Here is an 18,250-nt window from a genome sequence, read left to right on the forward strand (position 1 = left end):
AACCCTACTGTGGTTCGGCCGCTGTGGCGCCGCGTCCCGCCAGCATCGCCACGGGCTGAGACACCGGCGTGCCGGAGCCGTCGCGACGTCCGAACTCCGATGGGAGAGTGACGGGCGAACCGCTGCCGGCCGCGGCGACGACGGGCGCGTGGCCGATGGCGGCGATGAGGAGGGCGTCTTCACCCTTGAGGAAGCGGTGGGCGCGAACTCCGCCGGTGGCCCTGCCCTTCGGTGGGTACTCCGCGAGCGGCGTCACCTTGGCCAGCCCTGTCTCGGTTCCCGGAAGGGAATCGGAGGACCCGGAGATCGTGACGACCTCGTCGGTGGAGGGGTTGACCGGTCCGAACCACAGGACGGACGCCCCGCTGCCAAGCTTGATGCCCGCCATTCCGCCGCCGCTCCTGCCCTGCGGCCGCACCACGGAGGCGGGGAAGTGCAGCAGTTGCCCGTCGGTGGTGATGAATGCCAGGTTGAGGTCGGCCGACTGCAGTTCGGTGGCACCCACCACCTCGTCGCCGTCCTCGAGCCGGATGACATCCCAGGCGTCCTTCGACAACGCTTCCGCGTTGACGCGCTTGACCACGCCGCGTCGGGTGCCGAGCGCCAGACCCAGCGAATCTGGGGAGAGGCTGGTCAGCCCCAGGGGACGCTCGCCCGGTTCGAGGGGCCACAGCTCCTGCGCGAGCGACCCTCCCTGCAGGCTCGGTGCCGAGGCGGTCAGTGGCACGGTAGGCAGCTCGATGGCGCGGCACCTCAGCAGTCGCCCCTTGTTGGTGAGGACGCCGAACTCGCCGTGGGCAGTGGTGCGCACCGAGGCGGTGATGACATCGTGGGCGGCCCTGCCCACCGGCACGACGTCAGCTACCGTATCGGTCCGGGCCACCAGCCCGGTGCCGCTCAGCAGCACGAGGCAGGGGTTGTCGGCCACTTCGAGTGGCGTTGCCGTCGCGGCGGGGCTGCCCGAGGAGGCCAGCAGGATGGTGCGCCGAGGGGTGCCGAACTCCTTCGCCACGGCTGCGAGTTCGGTGCTGACGACGCGGCGCAGGACGGTGGGATCGTCGATGATGCTGCGGAGGCCCGCGATGGTGTCGGCGAGCTCGCCTGCTTCCTTCTCCAGTTCGATGGTGGAGTACTTCGTGAGCCGGCGCAGCTGCATGTCGAGGATGTAGTTGGCCTGGGTCTCGTCGAGGTCGAACGCTCCGATGAGGCGTTCACGGGCCTGGGCGGCGTCGTCGGAGCTGCGGATGATCGCGATGACGTCGTCGATGTCGGCGATCGCGGTGATGAGGCCGCGCACGAGGTGGAGGCGGTCTTCGGCCTTACCGAGTTGGTATTGGCTGCGGCGCAGGGTGACCTCGAGGCGGTGGTCGAGATAGACCTCGAGCATCTCCTTGAGCGTCAGGGTGCGCGGCTGGCCGTCGACCAGAGCGACGGCGTTGATCGCGAAGGTGTCCTCGAGCTTGGTCACCTTGAACAGCTGCTCGAGGAGGGCTTCGGGGTTGATCCCGTTCTTGACCTCGATGACCAGCCGCATGCCGTTGGCGAGATCGGTGAGGTCCTTGACGTCGGCGATGCCGACGAGCTTCTTCTCGTCGACTCCCTTCTTGATCTGCTCGATGATCTTCTCGGGGCCGGTCATGTAGGGCAGTTCGGTGACCACGATGCCCATCCGCCGCGGCGACACCTTCTCGATGCGCGTGGTGGAGCGGAGCTTGAAGGAGCCCCGACCGGTGGCGTAGGCGTCGCGGATGCCGTCGAGACCGACGATCTTGCCGCCGGTGGGGAAGTCCGGTCCGGGGAGATGGCGCATGATCTCGTCGAGCTCGATGGCGGGGTTCTTCAGCAGCTGCTGCAGGGCGGCGACGACTTCGATGAGGTTGTGGGGGGCGATGTTGGTGGCCATGCCCACCGCGATGCCGGTGGCGCCGTTGACCAGGAGGTTCGGGAAGGCGGCGGGCAGGACGACGGGCTCGGACTCCTTGCCGTCGTAGTTGGCTTTGAAGTCGACGGTGTCCTCGTCGAGGCCGCGGGTCATCGCGACGGCGGGGGTGGCCATGCGGCACTCGGTGTAACGCATGGCCGCGGGTCCGGCGTCGAGGGAGCCGAAGTTGCCGTGCCCGTCGATGAGCGGCAGCCGCATCGACCATGGCTGGGCCACGCGCACGAGCGCGTCGTAGATCGCGCCGTCGCCATGGGGGTGGAGCTGGCCCATGACCTGGCCGACGACGCGGGCGCACTTGACGTGCCCGCGGTCGGGCCGGATGCCCATGTCGTCCATCGCGTAGAGGATGCGGCGCTGCACGGGTTTGAGTCCGTCGCGGGCGTCGGGCAGTGCGCGGGAGTAGATGACCGAGTAGGCGTACTCGAGGAAGCTCGTCTCCATCTCCTGGGTGACGTCGACGTCGAGGATGTGTTCCTCCTCGAGGATCTCGTCCTCGATGGTCGGCTTCGCCATCTGGGCCGCTCCTAGTCTTGTGGGGTCAGCAACTCGCGAAGCTTATCGCCCAATCCGTCGCCGTCAGGTGCACGCACCTCCGGCGCCATGTCGGGCGCCCACTCTGCCTCGTGCGCCGGCACCTCCATGGGCAGACCGTGGGCCAGCGCGTGTTCGCCGGGGGTGAGCTGCCGGATCGCCCTGGCGCGGACGTGCTCGGGCCGCAGACTCGCGAACTCCGCGTACAGCTCGGGGTCGTGCTGGCCGTCGTCGCCGACGAGGACCCACCTGATCCCCGGCAGGTCCCGCGCCAGCTCGTGCAGGCAGCGGCGCTTGTGGTCCTGGCCGCTGCGGAACCAGCCGGTGTTCGTGGGCCCCCAGTCGGTGAAGAGCATCGCGCCGTTGGGGATCCCGTGGCGGGCGATGAAGCGCTGGATCATGGGATAGGTGTTCCATGCTCCAGTGGAGACGAAGATGATGGGCGCGCCCGGATGCTCGGCGAGCAGCTTCTGGTAGAGCCGGGCCATCCCCGGCACCGCCTGGCGGGCCTGCTCGGTGAGGACGAACGAGTTCCAGGCGGCGATGAGGGGGCGCGGCAGCCACGTGGAGATGATCGTGTCGTCGATGTCGCTGACGATGCCGAAGTCGACGTCGTCGGCGATGACCTGGACGGGTGCCACGGCCGACGCGCCGCCTTCGCCCTCCAACGTCACGTTGTGCCAGCCGGGAGTCAGCCCGGGGTTGCGCACCCGGACGTCGACGTAGCCGTTCCGGTCCGCCTCGATCGGGATCCGAACGTCGTCGATGACGACAGTCACGCGCGGTGACACCTTCGACGCGTTGATGAAGTTGCGCCAGCCGCGGCGGTAGATGAGGGCTGAGGCGGCCTGGACGATCCCGAGGTCGTCGGAGGGGCGTAGCACCACCCGCGCGAGGATGCGCAGCTGTTCGGATGTGCCGTAGCCGGTGTAGGAGATGATCGACTCCTCCCAGCCGCGGCGCTCGAGCGTGCGACCGACGAGACGGGAGAAGCGGTCCTCGAGTCGGGCGGCGAAGAAGGGTCGAGAGGCCATGTCCTTAAAGTTAGTACACCGTGCCAGAATGGGCGGGTGCCTGAGCTCCAAGACGTCGAAGCAAACCTGCCCCCGACCCTGGTGGCGGAGATCGCCGAGTGTGGCTTCTATCCGAGCCTCGTGGCTGAGTCGGTCGCGATGGGTCTCGCGGGCCGGGAGCCACTGGACTTCCTCGTCCAGCATGAGGCGACGTTCGCGGGCCATGAGCTGCACCGGCACATGACGGTGCTGGTGCGGACGGCCGCGCAGTTGATCATCGTCCACATCGACGAGGGCGAGGGCGCCCGCGACGAGGCGCTGGCGACGGTCGAGACGGTGGCGCTACGGTCCATCGACTCGGTGGTGGTGACGCGCGCGATGCGCGAACCCGAACGCCGGGCGGGGCTCAACGAGGCGTGGCTCACGATCGTATGGGGGGCTGCGCGGAGGGTCGACCTGGGCCCGGCGGCCTGTGAGGATCCGAACTGCGAGGCCGATCACGGCTACACCGGTGTCATCCAGCCCGATGACATCACGGTGCGGATGAGCCCTCAGGCCGACGGCGACAACGCGCGTCGACTGGTGGCCTTCGGGTCGCGGCTGCAAGGCGCCATCGGCTGATGGAGTTCGTCGACCCACGCTACGACGATCTGGCGCTGGCCAACGTCATGCCGAGTATCGCGGCGCGGCTGGAGGGCGGTCAGCCGACCCTGCACCTGCCCGCGGCACGCAGGTACGTGCTGCTTCTCGTCGACGGCCTCGGCTGGCACCAGCTGCACGAGTACGCCGATCACGCCGAGACGATGGCCTCCCTGCTGCCCAGGGCTCAGCGGCTGACCTGCTCGGTGCCCTCCACGACCGCCACGTCGCTCACGTCGCTCGGCTGCGGTGCCACGCCCGGCCAGCACGGGATCGTCGGATACAGCTTCTATGAGCCCGTCGTCCACCGGGTGGTCAATGCTCTCACCTGGGAGGGCGGTCCCGACGACGTGGAAGGCTTCGCCCAGATGCCGACCGTGTTCCAGCGGCTCGCGACAACCGGCCACGCAAGCGGCGCGGTGACGCTGGGACGTTTCGCGGGGAGCGCGCTGACCAGGCTCGCCTTCACCGGGACGAGCCTGTTCCCGGTTGCGGCCGAGGGGGATGCGGGGCAGTTCGCCGGCCTGGTCACCGAGGCCCTCGGTGCTGCGGAGGTCGTCTACTGCTACGAACGGATGCTCGACGCCGACGGCCACAGCCACGGGGTGGGTTCCTGGCAGTGGCTGGAGCGCCTCGCGATCGTCGACGACCTCGTCGCCCATCTGCTCGACACTCTGCCCGACGATGTGTGTCTCCTCGTCACGGGGGACCATGGGATGATCAACGTTCCCGAGGCGTCGCGCCTCATCGTGGAGGACGAATCGAGGCTGGGCGGATATCAGCACCTCGGCGGTGAGCCGAGGTTCCGCCACGTTTACGGGGAGGATCCGCGGGCACTGGCCTGGGCGTGGGAGAGCGTGCTCGGGGAGCGGGCGCACGTCCTCCGACGGGAGGACGCCATCGACGCGGGGTGGTTCGGTGCTCAGGTGTCCGGGATGTCCGCGGCTCGGATCGGAGACGTGGTTGCCGCCATGACAGGCGACTTCGCGCTCATGAGCCACGGCACGCCAGGGGAGTTCAGTCTCGTCGGTATGCACGGGTCGCTGACCGCCGCTGAGATGGAGGTGCCGCTCCTCATCCACGGCGGTGCGGGGTGAGCCTGCGCGTCGCCATCCTCATCGACGACTTCTTCCCGGCCTCCGGCGGGATCAGCAGGTCGGTGCAGACCCAGGCGGAGGAGTTGTCGCACCGCGGCGTCGACGTGACGCTGATCGTGCCGGATCGCCACCTCGAGAAGCCGCGGACATGTCGCGTGATCGAATGCCCGACGCTTCACCACGACAGTCTGCCGTCGCACCTGAGCGTCCTGCACTGGTCAGAGCGCCGCGCTGAACGGATCTCGCGCCTGGCGCAGTTCGACGTGGTCCACTCGCAGACCGACCGCGGCGCCGTCGTCCTGGGGGCCAGGGTCGCGCGCCTGCAGGGAATCCCGCACGTCCACACCTTCCACGCCAACATCGCGGGCACCCACGCGGTGCTCCCCTTCGCCTCCTTCTGGGGCACCCTGGCGCACGAGGTGCTCACCACCCGCGCCCTCGCGAAGGCCACTCGTCGGGCCCCGCGGTTCCACGCCTCCCTGCCGCCCTTCAGCCCTGAGATCGATTCGCACAACCTCTTCTCCCGCATGGACTGGCGCTCGTACGGGTGGATCGCGGCGCACGTCGATCTCGTCACCAGCCCCGCGCAGTACATGCTGGACAACATCGAGCGGGCGGTGGGCAAGGCCATCGGCGGGGTGGCGATCCCCAACGCGTACAACCGCACCATGCGAGACGCCATTGGCGCGACGAGGCGGCAGCGCGGGTCGGAAGGCGTGCGATTCCTCAGCATCGGCCGGCTTTCGGCGGAGAAGCGGCTGCCCGTGCTCATCAGGGCCTTCAAGGAGGCCGACTTGCCCGACGCGGAGTTGGTCATCGTCGGCGACGGCGATCAGCGGCGTCGGCTCCAGGCGGAAGCCGGGAGTCACCCCCGGATCGACTTCCGCGGGCATCTCAGCGACCGTCACGCCCTGGCGAGCGAGTTCGCCAATGCCGACGCTCTGGTGCTCAGCTCCTATCGCTTCGATGTCCAGCCGATGGTCATCGTGGAGGCCGCGTTGGCAGGCCTGCCGACCGTCTACTGCGATGATCGCCTCACCACGGGCCTGACCGCCCAGTCGGCGCTCCTCACCGAGCCGGACCATCGCTCGCTGGCCCAGGGGCTCATCACCATGGCGGACCAGCAGACCCGCGCCCGGTACTCCGCTGCCACCGCGGAGCTGGTCGAGAAGCTCTCGCCAGACGTCATGGCCGCGGCCTACCTCGATGCGTATGCGGAGGCGATCCAGAGAAAGGCAACCCGTGGCTGAACTGGTCTTCCACACCGGCCCAATGGACTGCGGCAAGTCGACGATGGCGCTGCAGCTCGACTACATTCAATCGGCGCACGGCCGCAAGGGTCGGGTGTTCACTTCGCAGGACAGGTCCGGCACGGGGGTCATCACCTCCCGCCTGGGGCTGACCGCCTCGGCGCTCGAGGTCGAGCCCGAGTTCGACTTCTGGCGCTACATCATCGGCGAGCTGACCAGCGGGCAGCGAGTGGACTACATCGTGTGTGATGAGGCCCAGTTCTACTCGGTCGAGCAGGTCGATCAGCTGGCCCGCATCGCCGACGAACTGCAGCTGGACGTCTACGCCTTCGGCATTCTGGCCGACTTCCGGACCAGGCTGTTCCCCGGCTCCCAGCGCCTGATCGAGCTTGCGGACAGGGTCGAGACCCTGCCGCTGGGGCCGCTCTGCTGGTGCGGCGCGCGCGGGACGCACAACGCGCGAACGGTGGACGGACTCATGGTCACCGAGGGTTCGCAGGTCGTCGTGGGGGACACCGCCAGTGGCGGCGAGGTTCGCTACGAAGTCCTCTGCCGGGCGCACCACCGTCGCCGGATGACGGCGACCAGAGCCAAGGCCACGCTCTCCCCGGACCCGCTGCCGTTCGACCCCGAGAACTTCTGACCCGGCCCGACCGCGCACGCCGAGCACCGGCCCACAAGGTGCTGGACCCACAATCGCGCAGTTGGACTGGTCAATAGCGCCGGCGCGGTGTCGTCCCTGCGACCAATCGGTCAGGATGGAAACGTTCCCGAGCTTCCTGACGGGATTGACATCGACGAGGCCACCGGCGACATGTCCGGCGCACCGACCACGGCCGGCACCTACGCCGTCACCGTGACGGTGACCGACGCCGAAGGCAACGACGCGAGCGTCTCGTTCGCGATCACGGTCGAGGCAGCGGACACAACGCCGACGCCTCCGGTTGCGGAGAAGTTCCAGCGCACGATTCCCCACACCACGCCGGGCGCGCACACGCACAACGGGCGTCAGGGGATGACCACCTGCGAGCCCTACTCGCGGACGGAGCGGTGCCGCACTGAGATCTGGGCGAGCGTTGTGAAGCGCACCGGCAGCACGTTCACGATCGAGCGGGGATGGGCGTTCAACAACCTCACCTACCTGCCGTTCATGAAGCGTGAGCAGTGGGCCGGTAATCCGCTCGGCTACACCGGCTACTTCACCGGCACCGATCAGGCGAAGTGGCGCACCGAGTGCGACACGGAGGCCACGGGCAGCAACGGCTGCCGGTCGTACCGGTTGACCACCGTCTACGTGGCCAGCCCCAAGGCGAGCGGTGGCTATACCTTCGGTCAGGAGAACAAGTGGGTGTTCAACAACATCGTGCTCTTCGGTAACTACACCCGGTAGCCGTTGACCCGGTAGCCGTTGACACGAGGAGGCCCCCGCAGCTCAGATGAGCTGCGGGGGCCTTCCCTTGTCTCGGGCCACTTGCTCCCGGCCCACGGGTCTCAGGCAGGGAGCGAGCGAACTAGGGGTTGGGCCCACCGAACATGATCTCGTCCCAGGAGGGCACCTGCGCGCGGCGCTTCTTCGCGCGCGGCTTGGGAACGGCGGGGCCGGTGTCGACCAGGGGCTCCTGGGTGGGCTCATCCTCGGAACGGGGCTCCTCGGCCGGTGCAGGCTCCGGGGCGGCGGCGGGGGGCTCCGGGGCTGCCTCCGCGGGGGTTCCACCGGGGTGGTCTGATCGTCGGGGAGGGGTTCGGCCGGGCTCATGATGCCCGTGTAGATGCGCACCGAGTCCTCGCTGATCCCGCTCAACATGTCGTAGAGACGATCCAGCTGCGAGGTGTCCTCGTTGGAGTCGTGCATGAGCGCCGAGGAGGGCACGTCGTCGCCGGGCTGGTCGTCAGGCTGCGTCTCGTGCGTGGCCCTCACCAGCGCCAACTCGTCGGAGAAATCGACGGTGTTCTCCTCCTCCGGCGCCGCGCCGGGGGGCTCCTCGCCGATGAGCCAGCGGGCGTCGCCGTTGTGGGCGACCGAGAAGCGGCCCTTGGGGTCGAAGATGAACTCCGCAGTCCGGGCGTCGTCGCCCTCGCCCAGCCGACCCACGACGCGCCACTTGAGGTCGTTCTGGCGCCAGGCATCCCACTCGATGGCGTCGGAGTCGATGCCGCGGCTGCTCAGCCGCTCAGCGATGATCTCGCGCAAACGGTGGTGCGAGCCGGCCTCGCCTCGCCGGCGGATGGTTGCGGACTGGGCAGCCGAAGCGATGTGCTCGCGTTCAGCCAGCACGGGGCCGGCGAAGGCCTCGATCCGCTCAGTCGACATGCCGGTCTCAGCGACCACGTCGTCGACCGAGGAGCCCGAACGGATCCGGGCCTGGATCTCACGTGGGGTGAGGGCGTTGACCATATTTCCTCGTCATCGTCGGGTGCTTCTCGCGCTTAACTTACCAGCGTCGCGTCGTCGCAGGTGGGAGCGCTATTGCGTGCCGGGTGCACAATGGTCGAGATACTGCGGAGCAACCGCGCAGTGGCCCTCGTCTTGTGGTACACATATGCGCGATCGCGGCATTGAAAGGACTCACACCATGGCTACCGATTACGACGCTCCCCGCAAGACCGACGAGGAGATGAGCGAGGACTCCCTCGAGGAGCTGAAGTCTCGCCGCAACGACAAGAATTCCGGAAAGGTGGACGAGGACGAGGTCGAGGCGGCCGAGTCGTTCGAACTGCCGGGGGCCGACCTGTCCCACGAGGAGCTGACGGTCCGGGTGCTGCCGCGCCAGGCCGACGAGTTCACCTGCGCCTCGTGCTTCCTCGTGAAGTCCCGTAGTCAGTTGGCCGAAACGAAGAACGGACAGCCCTACTGCGTCGACTGCGTCTGAGGTAGCCCAGTCCCGTCCACAACCGTCAGATGTTGAAGCGGGAGACGAGCTTCCCCGGGGCGCGGTGCTCGAAGTTGGAGACCCACCGGCGCTGAACGAATCTGTTCATGGCCAGCTGGGTCATCCCGACGCCCAAACCGCTCGCGGTGGCCCAGATCAGAGCCTTGGTCAGGGGCACGTCGGGATCGTTCGGATCGGGCGGGTTGTCGCCGGTGGAGGCCTCCCAGACCTTGGTCACCACCTTCTGGGCCACCAACGTCGTGACGGCGCCCACGACGCCCGCGTAGATCTTCCAGAGAACCTTTTCAGTCATTGCCATGAGGAGTCCTTTCGAGGGGCCTGGCCACCGACCATTATGCCGGAGCGGGTACTAGAGTGTGGCAGGTGACTTATCGAGAACGACTTCATATTCCGTGGTGGTGGGGCGTTATCGGATTCCTGTTCGTGGCCAGCATCGCCGTGGTCGTGTTCTTCTCGATGGACACGGTGCCGGCGCTGGCCGTGTCCCTGCTGAGTCTGGTTGGCGTCGGCCTCTTCCTCGTGGCCTACAGTCGGACCCTCATCGCCGTCGAGAACGGAGCGGTGAGGGCGGGGCGCAACCACCTTGAAGCCGCCTACATCGGTGGTGCCGAGGCGTTGTGCGGCGATGCTGCGCGGCGGGCACTGGGCCCGGAGTCGGACAGCAGGGCCTTCCTCTTCACCCGCCCGTTCGTGCGCGACGTCGTCCGGATCGAAGTCGCGGATACGGCCGATCCCCATCCCCACTGGTTGGTCAGCACGCGCAGGCCGCAGGAGTTGGCGGCAGCGGTCGAGGCTCTTCGGTGATCGTCGAAACGGTGGGGGAGTACCTTCCCTCGTACGCGCGTCCCGGCGACGCAGGGGCCGATCTGCGCTGCACGGCGGCCGTGTCGCTCAGCCCTGGTGAGCGGATGCTGGTCGGGACCGGAGTCTCGGTGGCCATCCCCGACGGGCACGTCGGTCTGGTGACGCCGCGCTCGGGACTGGCCGCCAGGGCGGGGCTCAGCATCGTCAACGCCCCGGGCATCATTGACTCGGGGTACCGCGGGGAGATCATGGTCAGCCTCATCAATCTCGACCCGTCGACCCCCATCCACCTGGCCGCCGGCGACCGCATCGCACAGCTTGTCGTGGTGCCCTTCGTAACCGCCACCTTCACGTCGGTGGCTATCCTTGATCAGACCGAGCGGGGCGAGGAAGGCCACGGATCGACCGGTGGCAGTTCCCGCCTCGTCCTCTAGGGAAGTAGAACGCACAGTGATTTTCGGACGTAAGAAGCAGCAGACCCCGGAGACGGCGTCTCCCGTCTCACCGGAGAGCCCGGACGAGGTGGCACCCCCGGTGGACGACCTGGATGACGCTGCCCGCTGGGATGCCGAGTTCGACCGCGACGAGGGGCCGTTCGACATCAACGAGGTGGACCTCAGCGCAGACGAGGATGAGATCAAACGGCTCGACCTGGACACCCTGGTGCTCACCCCCTTCGAGGGCATGACCCTGCAACTGCAGGTGGATCGGGAGCGGGAGATCGTGCAGTCGATCCTCGTGGGCGACGGACAGTCCGCCCTCGAGGTGGCTGTCTTCGCCGGCCCGGCCAAGTCGTCGATGGCCGGAGAGATCCGCGACGAGGTGCTGCAGGTGACGCAGAAGCAGGGCGGAAAGGCGCAGGTGGTCCGCGGCCCGTTCGGGGCGGAGATCCGCCGTGCCCTCCCCGTCAAGGATGGGGAGGGCAAGCCCGCCATGCACCTCTCCCGTACCTGGCTTGTGCCCGGGCCCGGGTGGGTGCTGCGCGGCGTCCTGCTGGGCAAGGCGACCTTCGAACCTGACAACGACGAGGCCCAGACCGCCCTGACGGAGTTTTTCAGCAATGTCGTGGTGCGCCGCGGTACGACCCCCGCGGCACCGGGCAGCCTGCTGCCGATGAGGGTTCCGCAGCAGGAATCCTGAAGCTGCGATGAGCAAGCGCCCGGTGCTGGAGAGGTTGCGGCGCTATTTCCTCTCCCACGAGGAACTCGAGGCCAGCGACCTTCGAGCCGAGGCCACCCAGGCGGGCGCGGACACGCTGGGCACCTGCGCACCCCGCTCCCGCGTCACCCTTCGGGGCACGGTGACCTCGGTGACCTCCGATGCCGACCACGGCTGGTTGGAGGCGGAGTTGAGCGACGGCTCAGGCGTGGTGCGGCTGGTCTGGATGGGGCGCAGCCGCATCGAGTGCCTCATCCCGGGGCGCAAGCTTGAGGTGCGGGGCGGCTCGCCCAGGACGGCCGCGATCTCGTGATCTACAACCCCGAGTTCGAACTGATCACCTGACGCGGTCCACCGGACCGCCGGCGCCCTAGGCTTGCGCGAGTTGAGCGAATGAGATGGGTCAACGACGCGACACGCCCGCGAGTTCAGGGGGTGAGTGCAACAGATCTGAAGGGGATGTGTTGTGTCGGTCGCGGAGAAGCGTGGGGTTGCCCTTGCCGGGTTGGCTGAGGGGCTCAGTGCCCGGGAAGTCGCACGGGGGTTGGGTATCTCGCCCGGGATGGTGTGGAGCGCAGGCCTACTCGTTCAATGTCCCGTCGGTCACTGGCTCCGGGATGATCAAGACCGAGCGCGCGGGCCGCACACAGAAGGAGGCCAAGACCTACACGCTCGTGGGTGGCATGTGCCCCCGCTGCGAGGGCCGCGGTCGAGTCGAGGACATCGACCTCACTCAGGTCATCGACGACAGCCTCACTCTGACCGAGGGCGCCATCACCGTGCCCGGCTATACGCCCGATGGCTGGTACGTGCGCGGCTACCTGGGCAGCGGCTTCTTCGACAGCGAGAAGAAGGTCAAGGACTTCAGCAAGCGGGAGCTCGACAACCTCCTCTGGAAGGAGCCCACCAAGATCAAGGTCGACGGCGTCAACGTCACCTACGAAGGTCTGGTTCCCAAGATTCAGAAGTCGATGCTCAGCAAGGACCCAGAGGCCCTGCAACCTCACGTGCGTGCCTTCGTGCAACGGGCGGTCACCTTCCAGACCTGCCCTGAGTGTGCCGGCACCCGGCTGGCTGAGCATGCCCGCAACTCGCGGATTGACGGAGTCAGCATCGCGGATGCCTGCGACATGCAGATCAGCGACCTCTCGGAGTGGATCCGCGGCGTCGAGGCGCCGTCGGCCGCGCCGCTGCTGGCGACTCTGCAGGCGCTGCTCGACTCCTTCGTCAGGATCGGGCTCGGCTACCTAGCCCTCAGCCGGCCGTCGGGCACGCTTTCTGGCGGCGAGGCTCAGCGCACCAAGATGATCCGCCACCTCGGCTCGGCCCTCACCGACGTCACCTACGTGTTCGACGAGCCATCCATCGGCCTGCACCCGCACGACATCGAGAAGATGAACGCGCTGCTGTTGAGCCTGCGCGATAAGGGAAACACCGTGCTCGTCGTGGAGCACAAGCCGGAGACGATCGCCATCGCCGACCACGTCGTCGACCTCGGCCCCCACGCCGGGATCCGCGGCGGCGAGATCATGTTCGAGGGCACAGTTCAGGAGCTCCGCAGCGCCGACACACTCACCGGCCGCCACTTCGACGACCGGGCCAAGTTGAAGGAGACCGTACGCACCGCCAGCGGCGCGTTGGAGATCCGGGGCGCCACCACCAACAACCTCAAGGGCGTCAACGTCGACATCTTCCTCGGCGTCCTGGCCGTGCTGACCGGAGTCGCGGGTTCTGGCAAGAGTTCCCTAGTGCACGGGTCCCTGCCCAAGGGTGCCAGCGTCGTCTCCATCGATCAGACGGCCATCAAGGGGTCGCGGCGCTCGAATCCCGCCACCTACACAGGCCTGCTGGAGCCCATCCGCAAGGGCTTCGCGAAGGCCACCGGCACCAAGCCTGCGCTCTTTTCCCCGAACTCGGAAGGTGCCTGCCCCGCCTGCAACGGCGCAGGGGTGATCTACACCGAGCTCGGCTTCATGGACGTTGTCACCACCCCCTGCGAGGAGTGTCAGGGCCGCCGCTTCCAGCAGGAGGTGCTGGAACACCGATGGGCTGGGCGGAGCATCGCCGATGTCTTCGAGATGTCCGTGAGCGAGGCGGCGGCGTTCTTCTCCGATGGCGAGGCCAGGACACCGGCGGCGCAGAGAATCCTCCGCCGCCTGAGCGACGTAGGGCTGGGCTATGTCAGCCTGGGCCAACCGCTCACGACCCTGTCCGGGGGCGAGCGCCAGCGGCTGAAGCTGGCCGTTGCGATGGCGGAGAAGGGCTCGGTCTACATGGCAGACGTCGAGCAACTGCTCGCCCTGCTGGACGGCCTGGTGGACTCCGGCAACTCGGTGATCGTGATCGAGCACCACCAAGCCGTCATGGCTCACGCGGACTGGATCATCGACCTAGGCCCTGGGGCGGGCCACGACGGTGGCCAGATCGTCTTCGAGGGCACCCCCGCGGAGCTGGTGAGGGACAGGTCAACGCTCACCGGCCAGCACTTGGCGGCCTACCTCACTCGGTAGCCGAGCCTGACGGCGTCTCGCCTACATCGTGCTCGTCGTGGGTTCAGGAGACCAAAGCTACCGACCCCAACCTGCGGTTGATCGCGGTGGCATAGAGCTCCGCCTCGGGGCCCGCGATGAGGTGCCAGGTGTCGTCAGCAACCTGCACCGCCGCTGGGAGCCCGGCTCGTGCCAGCGCCTCGACGTCGACTGGAGTTGAATCCTTCAACTGCACTCGCACGCGGGTCTCGGCCACCCACTCGACTGCGGAGACATTGTCCTCGCCGCCGAGAGCGGCCACCCACTGCTTGGCCTGGTTGGTCTCCACGTCGCCCACCACGATCACCTTGGTCTCGACGGTGGCCTGCTCGGCCTCGTCGGCGGTGCCGGTGGCGCGGCGCGCGGCGGCCTTCTGCTCCGGCGTGCGGTAGTCGAAGATGATGACCAAGAGCATCGAGGTGAAGAAGGCAGCCGCGACGGCTGCGCCGTACAAGGCGATGTTGCTGAAGGCGGGGATGGTCAGTAGGGACGTGAAGACGAACGCGTTGGTGGTGACGCTGCCGCCGAAGCCCAGCACAAGGCCGCCGACGAGGCACCCCATGAGCATGCGTGGATAGATCTTCTTGAACCGCAGGTGGATGCCGTAGAGGCTGGGCTCGGAGATGCCGCCGAGGAGGCCCGCTGCGAGCGCGCCAGTTGCGGTCTGGCGCATCTGGACTTCCTTGTCGCGCCACGCGAGCACCAGCACTCCTGCGGTGGCGCCGAAGCACGCGAAGTTCCAGGCCCCCATCGGGCCCTGGATGAAGTCTGAGCCGTGCTCCGCGATGTTCAGCAGCATCACGGCGTTGAGGGGCCAGTGCAAGCCAAGTGGCACCATGAACGGGTACGCCAACGGGACGAGGATCGCGAAGATGAACGGGCTGAAGCCGTTGATGGCCGCCAAGCCGCCGGCCACCCAGGCGCCGATGAACACGCCGATGGGGCCGATCAGGAAGGCGGTGAGCGGCAGCATGATCAGCATGGCCAGGAAGGGCACGAAGATCAGCTGCAGGTTCTCCGGGATGATCCGCTTGAGCAGCTTGTACAGCGGGCCGAGCACCGCCGCCATCAGCAGCGGCGGGAACACCTGCGACGAGTAACCGAACACCGTCAGCGGCACCCCGAAGATGTCGATGAGGGTGACCTCGCTGCCCGCGATGACGGCGGTGTAGGCGGCGTCCGACTCGCCGAGGCTGGTGAAGCCCGGCAACATGACCAACGCCATGATCGCGAAGCCCACCCAAGGGTCGGCGTTGAGCTTCTTGGAGGCGTTGTAGGCCACCATCAGCGGCAGGAACACGAAAACCGACTGCCACAGCAGGTTGACGAATGCCCACGACGGTGGCAGCTCAGTGCGCGGGTCGGCCCAGTTGCCAATGACGCCCAATGTGGACATGAGCGCCATGAACGTGATGAACAGGGAGGCGCCGAGCAGCGAGCCGAGGATGGGGCGGAAGGAGTCTGAGAGGAACTCGAAGAAGGAATCCACCCAGGAGAACCGGCCCCGGACGCCGCCAGCGCGGGCTGAGGCCTTCAGCTCGTCGTCGCTCAGCGGCCGCTTAGCAGACATCTCCGGCAGAGCGTTGATGTCGTTGAAGGCGTTTTGCACGCCTCCGCCCATGATGATCTGGAAGCGCTCCCCGCTCTGCGGCACGGCGCCCATAACGCCGGTGATGCCTTCCACTTCAGCCACGTCGATGGAACTGGCATCACGGAGTTGGAACCGCAACCGCGTGGCGCAGTGGGTGAGGCTGATGATGTTGTCGGCGCCGCCGACGGAGTTGACGATCTCTTGTGCAGCACTCATGGTGTGGCCTCAGCTATCTTCAATCGGGACGAGTGCCCGTACTTCAGAGGGTGTGGAGCAGGTCACGGCCTTGTGAGCCAGTGTCCGGCACGTGTCGAGCGAGTAGGCGCGCACAGCGGCCTTGACCGAGGGAATGGCTGGAATCGAGCAACTCAGCTCGTCGACCCCGAGGCCCACGAGGATGGGTACCGCCTGGGGGTCGGAGGCTACGCCGCCGCACACGCCCAGCCACTTGCCGTGCGCGTGGAGGGCCTCGGCGGCGTTGCCGATCAAGGTGAGCACCGCCGGGTTGCAGGGGTCGACCTGGGCCGCGAGCCGCGGGTGGCCGCGGTCCATGGCGAGGGTGTAGCTGGTGAGGTCGTTGGTGCCGACGCTGAAGAAGTCGCAGCCCTCCTCAGCCGCGAACTGGCGGGCCATGACGGCCACGGAAGGTACCTCCATCATGATGCCCACCGACACCGGCGTCGTGGTGCCGGCGGCGGCGCGCTCCTCGTCGAAGATGGCCTTGGCCCGCCGCCAGTCGTCGATGGTGGCGATCATCGGGAACATGACGTGCAGCCTGGCGCCCGCATCTGCTGCGGCGAGGATGGCGCGGCACTGGGTGCGCAGCACCTCGGGGCGGTCAAACGCGACGCGCACGCCACGGATGCCGAGGAACGGGTTCTCCTCAGCGGGGATCGGTAGATAGTGCAGAGGCTTGTCGCCTCCCACGTCGAGCGTGCGGATCACTAGGGGCTGGCCCGGCTGCAGGGCGCGGGAGCAGTCGGCGTAGACCTGAGCCTGTTCTGCCTCGGTGGGGGCTGTGGTGCGCCCCATGAACACGAACTCGCTGCGCAGCAAGCCCACGCCTTCCGCGCCCCGCCTCATCGCCTCGGCCGCATCGTCAGAGCCCCCGATGTTGGCGACGACGGCGACACGATGCCCGTCCGTGGTCACCGCGGGCTCGTCCTTGCGCTCCTCCTCAGCTGCCTTTCGTGCGGCCAGCCGCTGCTGACGCTCAAGGATGGCTCCGATCTCAACCTCGGTGAGGTTGAGCAGTAGCTGGCCGGTGGAGCCGTCGAGCACCACCTGCGTGCCGTCGGGGATCTCAAGCGCCCGGCCCTCGGTGCCGGCGACCGCCGGGATGTCGAGCGAGCGCGCGATGATCGCCACGTGCGAGGAGGCGCCGCCCTGCGTGGTGGCGAAGCCCACGACCTTGGAGCGATCCAGCTGGGCAGTATCAGACGGGGTCAGGTCCTCAGCGATGAGCACGGTGCCTGGAGCGAGCTCAGCGCGCTCCTGGCGTTGCCCGGTCAACTCCTCCAGGACCCGCTGCCCCACGTCTCGTACGTCGTTGGCGCGCCCGGCCAGCACCTCGTTGGGGAGGGTGGCGAGTTCGTCGGCGAACGACGTGAAGCCCGCGCGCCAGGCATACGGCGCGCTCTTGCCCTTGTCGATGCCGCTGCGGGCCCTGTCCAACAGCTCCGGGTCGCTCAGGAACTCCGCGTGCGCGGCAAAAATGGCGGCCTTGTCGGGGTCTGCCTCGTCCGAGAGCCGCCTGTGTAGGGCTGATAGGTCAAGCAACGCGCGGTCGATCGCCGCGTTGAGCTTGCGGGTCTCCAGGTGACGATCGGAGCCGAACTCCTCGACCTCGATGTCGTCGCGGCGCAGCTGCACAACGTGCCCCACTGCTAGGCCGGGGGAGGCCGCGACCCCGCGCAGCAGGTTGGGATCGGCGGGCGGGGACGCGGGGGAGGGCGCCACGACCTCGGCGACCTCTGCGGACTCGTGCTCGCCGTCGAGAAGTGGGGGACAGTCTTCGCCGAGGCCCTCCTTGATGGCTTGTGCCAGCCTCGCGACGGCGTCTCCCGCGTCGGGGCCATGCGCGGTGACGATGACCTTTTGGGCGTACGCCACGGCCAGACCCATGATCGCGGTGATGGACTTCGCGTTGGCGGAGTCGTCCCCGCGCCTCAGCCGGATCTCGGAATCGAATTCCTTCGCCAACGTGACCAGCGTGGCGCTGGGGCGGGCGTGCAAGCCCGTCGGGTTGGGCACCAGGACCGCTGCAGACGTCGCGGTGTGGCCGCTGACGGGGGCCGCGCCGTCGGCATTGCGCTCGGCGAGGTCGCAGACGGCGGCGATGTCGCTGCCGCCGATGACCATGCCGGTAGTTGGCTCGACCCCAGCCAGCAGTTCTGAGTTGGTGACGACCACCTGTGTCAGGACGCTCTTCGCCTGACGCGCCACCAGGTCCAGGTCGAAGTCGATCAGCGCGTCACCGGCCGCCACACGCTGCCCCACCGTGACCAGCGGGGTGAACCCGTCGCCTTGCATCCGGACGGTGTCGAGGCCGATGTGCATCAGGATCTCAAGCCCGCCATCTCCGCGTACTGTGATGGCGTGGCCGGAGGGCTGCAGGTCGATCACCTCACCGTCGACTGGGGCCATGAGCCGCGTGGAGACCGGGTCGATCGAGAAGCCGTCGCCGACCATCCTCTTGGCGAACACCGGGTCTGGTACCTGGTCGATCGGCACCATCAAGCCGCTCACCGGGGCGAGCAACTCCAAACGTGGGGCAGTGGGCATCATTGCGCCTTTCTCTACGGAG

Annotated in this window: 17 protein-coding genes; 11 read left to right on the top strand and 6 right to left on the bottom strand. The window is 67.8% G+C overall.

The features are described from left to right. Positions 1–4 precede the first annotated feature (4 nt). Together RPIT_RS05450 and RPIT_RS05455 are read right to left on the bottom strand one after the other, a co-directional pair. Positions 5–2,455: a DNA gyrase/topoisomerase IV subunit A gene (locus tag RPIT_RS05450; protein WP_093664799.1), complete on the bottom strand. Its 2,451-nt coding sequence runs from the start codon at positions 2,453–2,455 to the stop codon at positions 5–7. Positions 2,456–2,466: 11 nt separating this feature from the next. After that, positions 2,467–3,507, bottom strand: a complete 1,041-nt coding sequence (locus RPIT_RS05455; protein ID WP_077341391.1) for an App1 family protein — start codon at positions 3,505–3,507, stop codon at positions 2,467–2,469. 36 nt (positions 3,508–3,543) lie between these two features. On the opposite strand from RPIT_RS05455, the gene RPIT_RS05460 reads away from it, so the two are divergent. The 5 genes from RPIT_RS05460 (at position 3,544) to RPIT_RS05480 (ending at position 7,862) form a co-directional block, all read left to right on the top strand. After that, positions 3,544–4,107 carry a DUF5998 family protein gene (locus RPIT_RS05460; protein ID WP_226996344.1) on the top strand — a complete coding sequence of 188 codons (564 nt, stop codon included), beginning with the start codon at positions 3,544–3,546 and terminating at the stop codon, positions 4,105–4,107. Then, entirely contained in the window at positions 4,107–5,222 is a 1,116-nt protein-coding gene (locus RPIT_RS05465; protein WP_077341393.1) for an alkaline phosphatase family protein, read from the top strand. The genes RPIT_RS05460 and RPIT_RS05465 overlap by 1 nt, the downstream gene beginning before the upstream one ends. After that, positions 5,219–6,472 (top strand): glycosyltransferase family 4 protein, encoded by a 1,254-nt coding sequence (locus RPIT_RS05470; RefSeq protein WP_077341395.1) that lies wholly within the window; start codon positions 5,219–5,221, stop codon positions 6,470–6,472. Before RPIT_RS05465 ends, RPIT_RS05470 begins: the two co-directional genes overlap by 4 nt. Next, a complete protein-coding gene (locus RPIT_RS05475; RefSeq protein ID WP_077341397.1) occupies positions 6,465–7,115 on the top strand; it encodes a thymidine kinase in 651 nt (216 codons plus the stop codon). Before RPIT_RS05470 ends, RPIT_RS05475 begins: the two co-directional genes overlap by 8 nt. A gap of 87 nt (positions 7,116–7,202) precedes the next feature. Beyond that, on the top strand, positions 7,203–7,862 hold the full coding sequence (locus tag RPIT_RS05480; RefSeq protein ID WP_218121564.1) for an Ig domain-containing protein: 660 nt from the start codon (positions 7,203–7,205) through the stop codon (positions 7,860–7,862). 42 nt (positions 7,863–7,904) lie between these two features. Here the strand turns inward: RPIT_RS05480 and sepH are convergent, their stop codons facing one another. Continuing rightward, complete coding sequence (gene sepH, locus RPIT_RS05485; RefSeq protein WP_077341399.1) at positions 7,905–8,867, bottom strand: septation protein SepH; 963 nt, start codon at positions 8,865–8,867, stop codon at positions 7,905–7,907. A 178-nt stretch (positions 8,868–9,045) separates the two neighbouring features. On the opposite strand from sepH, the gene RPIT_RS05490 reads away from it, so the two are divergent. Next, positions 9,046–9,342, top strand: a complete 297-nt coding sequence (locus RPIT_RS05490; RefSeq protein WP_077341401.1) for a DUF4193 domain-containing protein — start codon at positions 9,046–9,048, stop codon at positions 9,340–9,342. 25 nt (positions 9,343–9,367) lie between these two features. Here RPIT_RS05490 and RPIT_RS05495 read toward each other — a convergent pair whose 3' ends face one another. Beyond that, complete coding sequence (locus tag RPIT_RS05495) at positions 9,368–9,661, bottom strand: DUF4235 domain-containing protein (protein ID WP_077341403.1); 294 nt, start codon at positions 9,659–9,661, stop codon at positions 9,368–9,370. 65 nt (positions 9,662–9,726) lie between these two features. Here RPIT_RS05495 and RPIT_RS05500 point away from each other — a divergent pair, with 65 nt between their 5' ends. From RPIT_RS05500 to RPIT_RS05520, 5 genes are all read left to right on the top strand, one after another. After that, positions 9,727–10,167 (top strand): DUF3093 domain-containing protein, encoded by a 441-nt coding sequence (locus tag RPIT_RS05500; RefSeq protein ID WP_162274504.1) that lies wholly within the window; start codon positions 9,727–9,729, stop codon positions 10,165–10,167. Next, complete coding sequence (gene dut, locus RPIT_RS05505) at positions 10,164–10,601, top strand: dUTP diphosphatase (RefSeq protein ID WP_077341407.1); 438 nt, start codon at positions 10,164–10,166, stop codon at positions 10,599–10,601. The genes RPIT_RS05500 and dut overlap by 4 nt, the downstream gene beginning before the upstream one ends. Positions 10,602–10,617: 16 nt before the next feature. Then, a complete protein-coding gene (locus RPIT_RS05510) occupies positions 10,618–11,307 on the top strand; it encodes a DUF3710 domain-containing protein (RefSeq protein ID WP_162274505.1) in 690 nt (229 codons plus the stop codon). A 7-nt stretch (positions 11,308–11,314) separates the two neighbouring features. Beyond that, positions 11,315–11,638 carry a single stranded DNA-binding domain-containing protein gene (locus RPIT_RS05515; RefSeq protein WP_077341409.1) on the top strand — a complete coding sequence of 108 codons (324 nt, stop codon included), beginning with the start codon at positions 11,315–11,317 and terminating at the stop codon, positions 11,636–11,638. Between the two features lie 304 nt (positions 11,639–11,942). After that, positions 11,943–13,835 (top strand): excinuclease ABC subunit UvrA, encoded by a 1,893-nt coding sequence (locus RPIT_RS05520; protein WP_226996345.1) that lies wholly within the window; start codon positions 11,943–11,945, stop codon positions 13,833–13,835. 43 nt (positions 13,836–13,878) lie between these two features. Here RPIT_RS05520 and RPIT_RS05525 read toward each other — a convergent pair whose 3' ends face one another. Both RPIT_RS05525 and ptsP read right to left on the bottom strand, forming a co-directional pair. Next, positions 13,879–15,660, bottom strand: coding sequence for a PTS transporter subunit EIIC (locus RPIT_RS05525; protein WP_077341411.1), 1,782 nt, complete (start codon positions 15,658–15,660; stop codon positions 13,879–13,881). Between the two features lie 9 nt (positions 15,661–15,669). After that, the gene (ptsP, locus tag RPIT_RS05530) at positions 15,670–18,228 is read right to left on the bottom strand and encodes a phosphoenolpyruvate--protein phosphotransferase (RefSeq protein ID WP_077344224.1); all 2,559 of its coding nucleotides are present in this window, start codon (positions 18,226–18,228) and stop codon (positions 15,670–15,672) included. Positions 18,229–18,250 lie beyond the last annotated feature (22 nt).

The sequence above is a fragment of the Tessaracoccus flavus genome (genome assembly GCF_001997295.1).
GTDB lineage: Bacteria > Actinomycetota > Actinomycetes > Propionibacteriales > Propionibacteriaceae > Arachnia > Arachnia flava.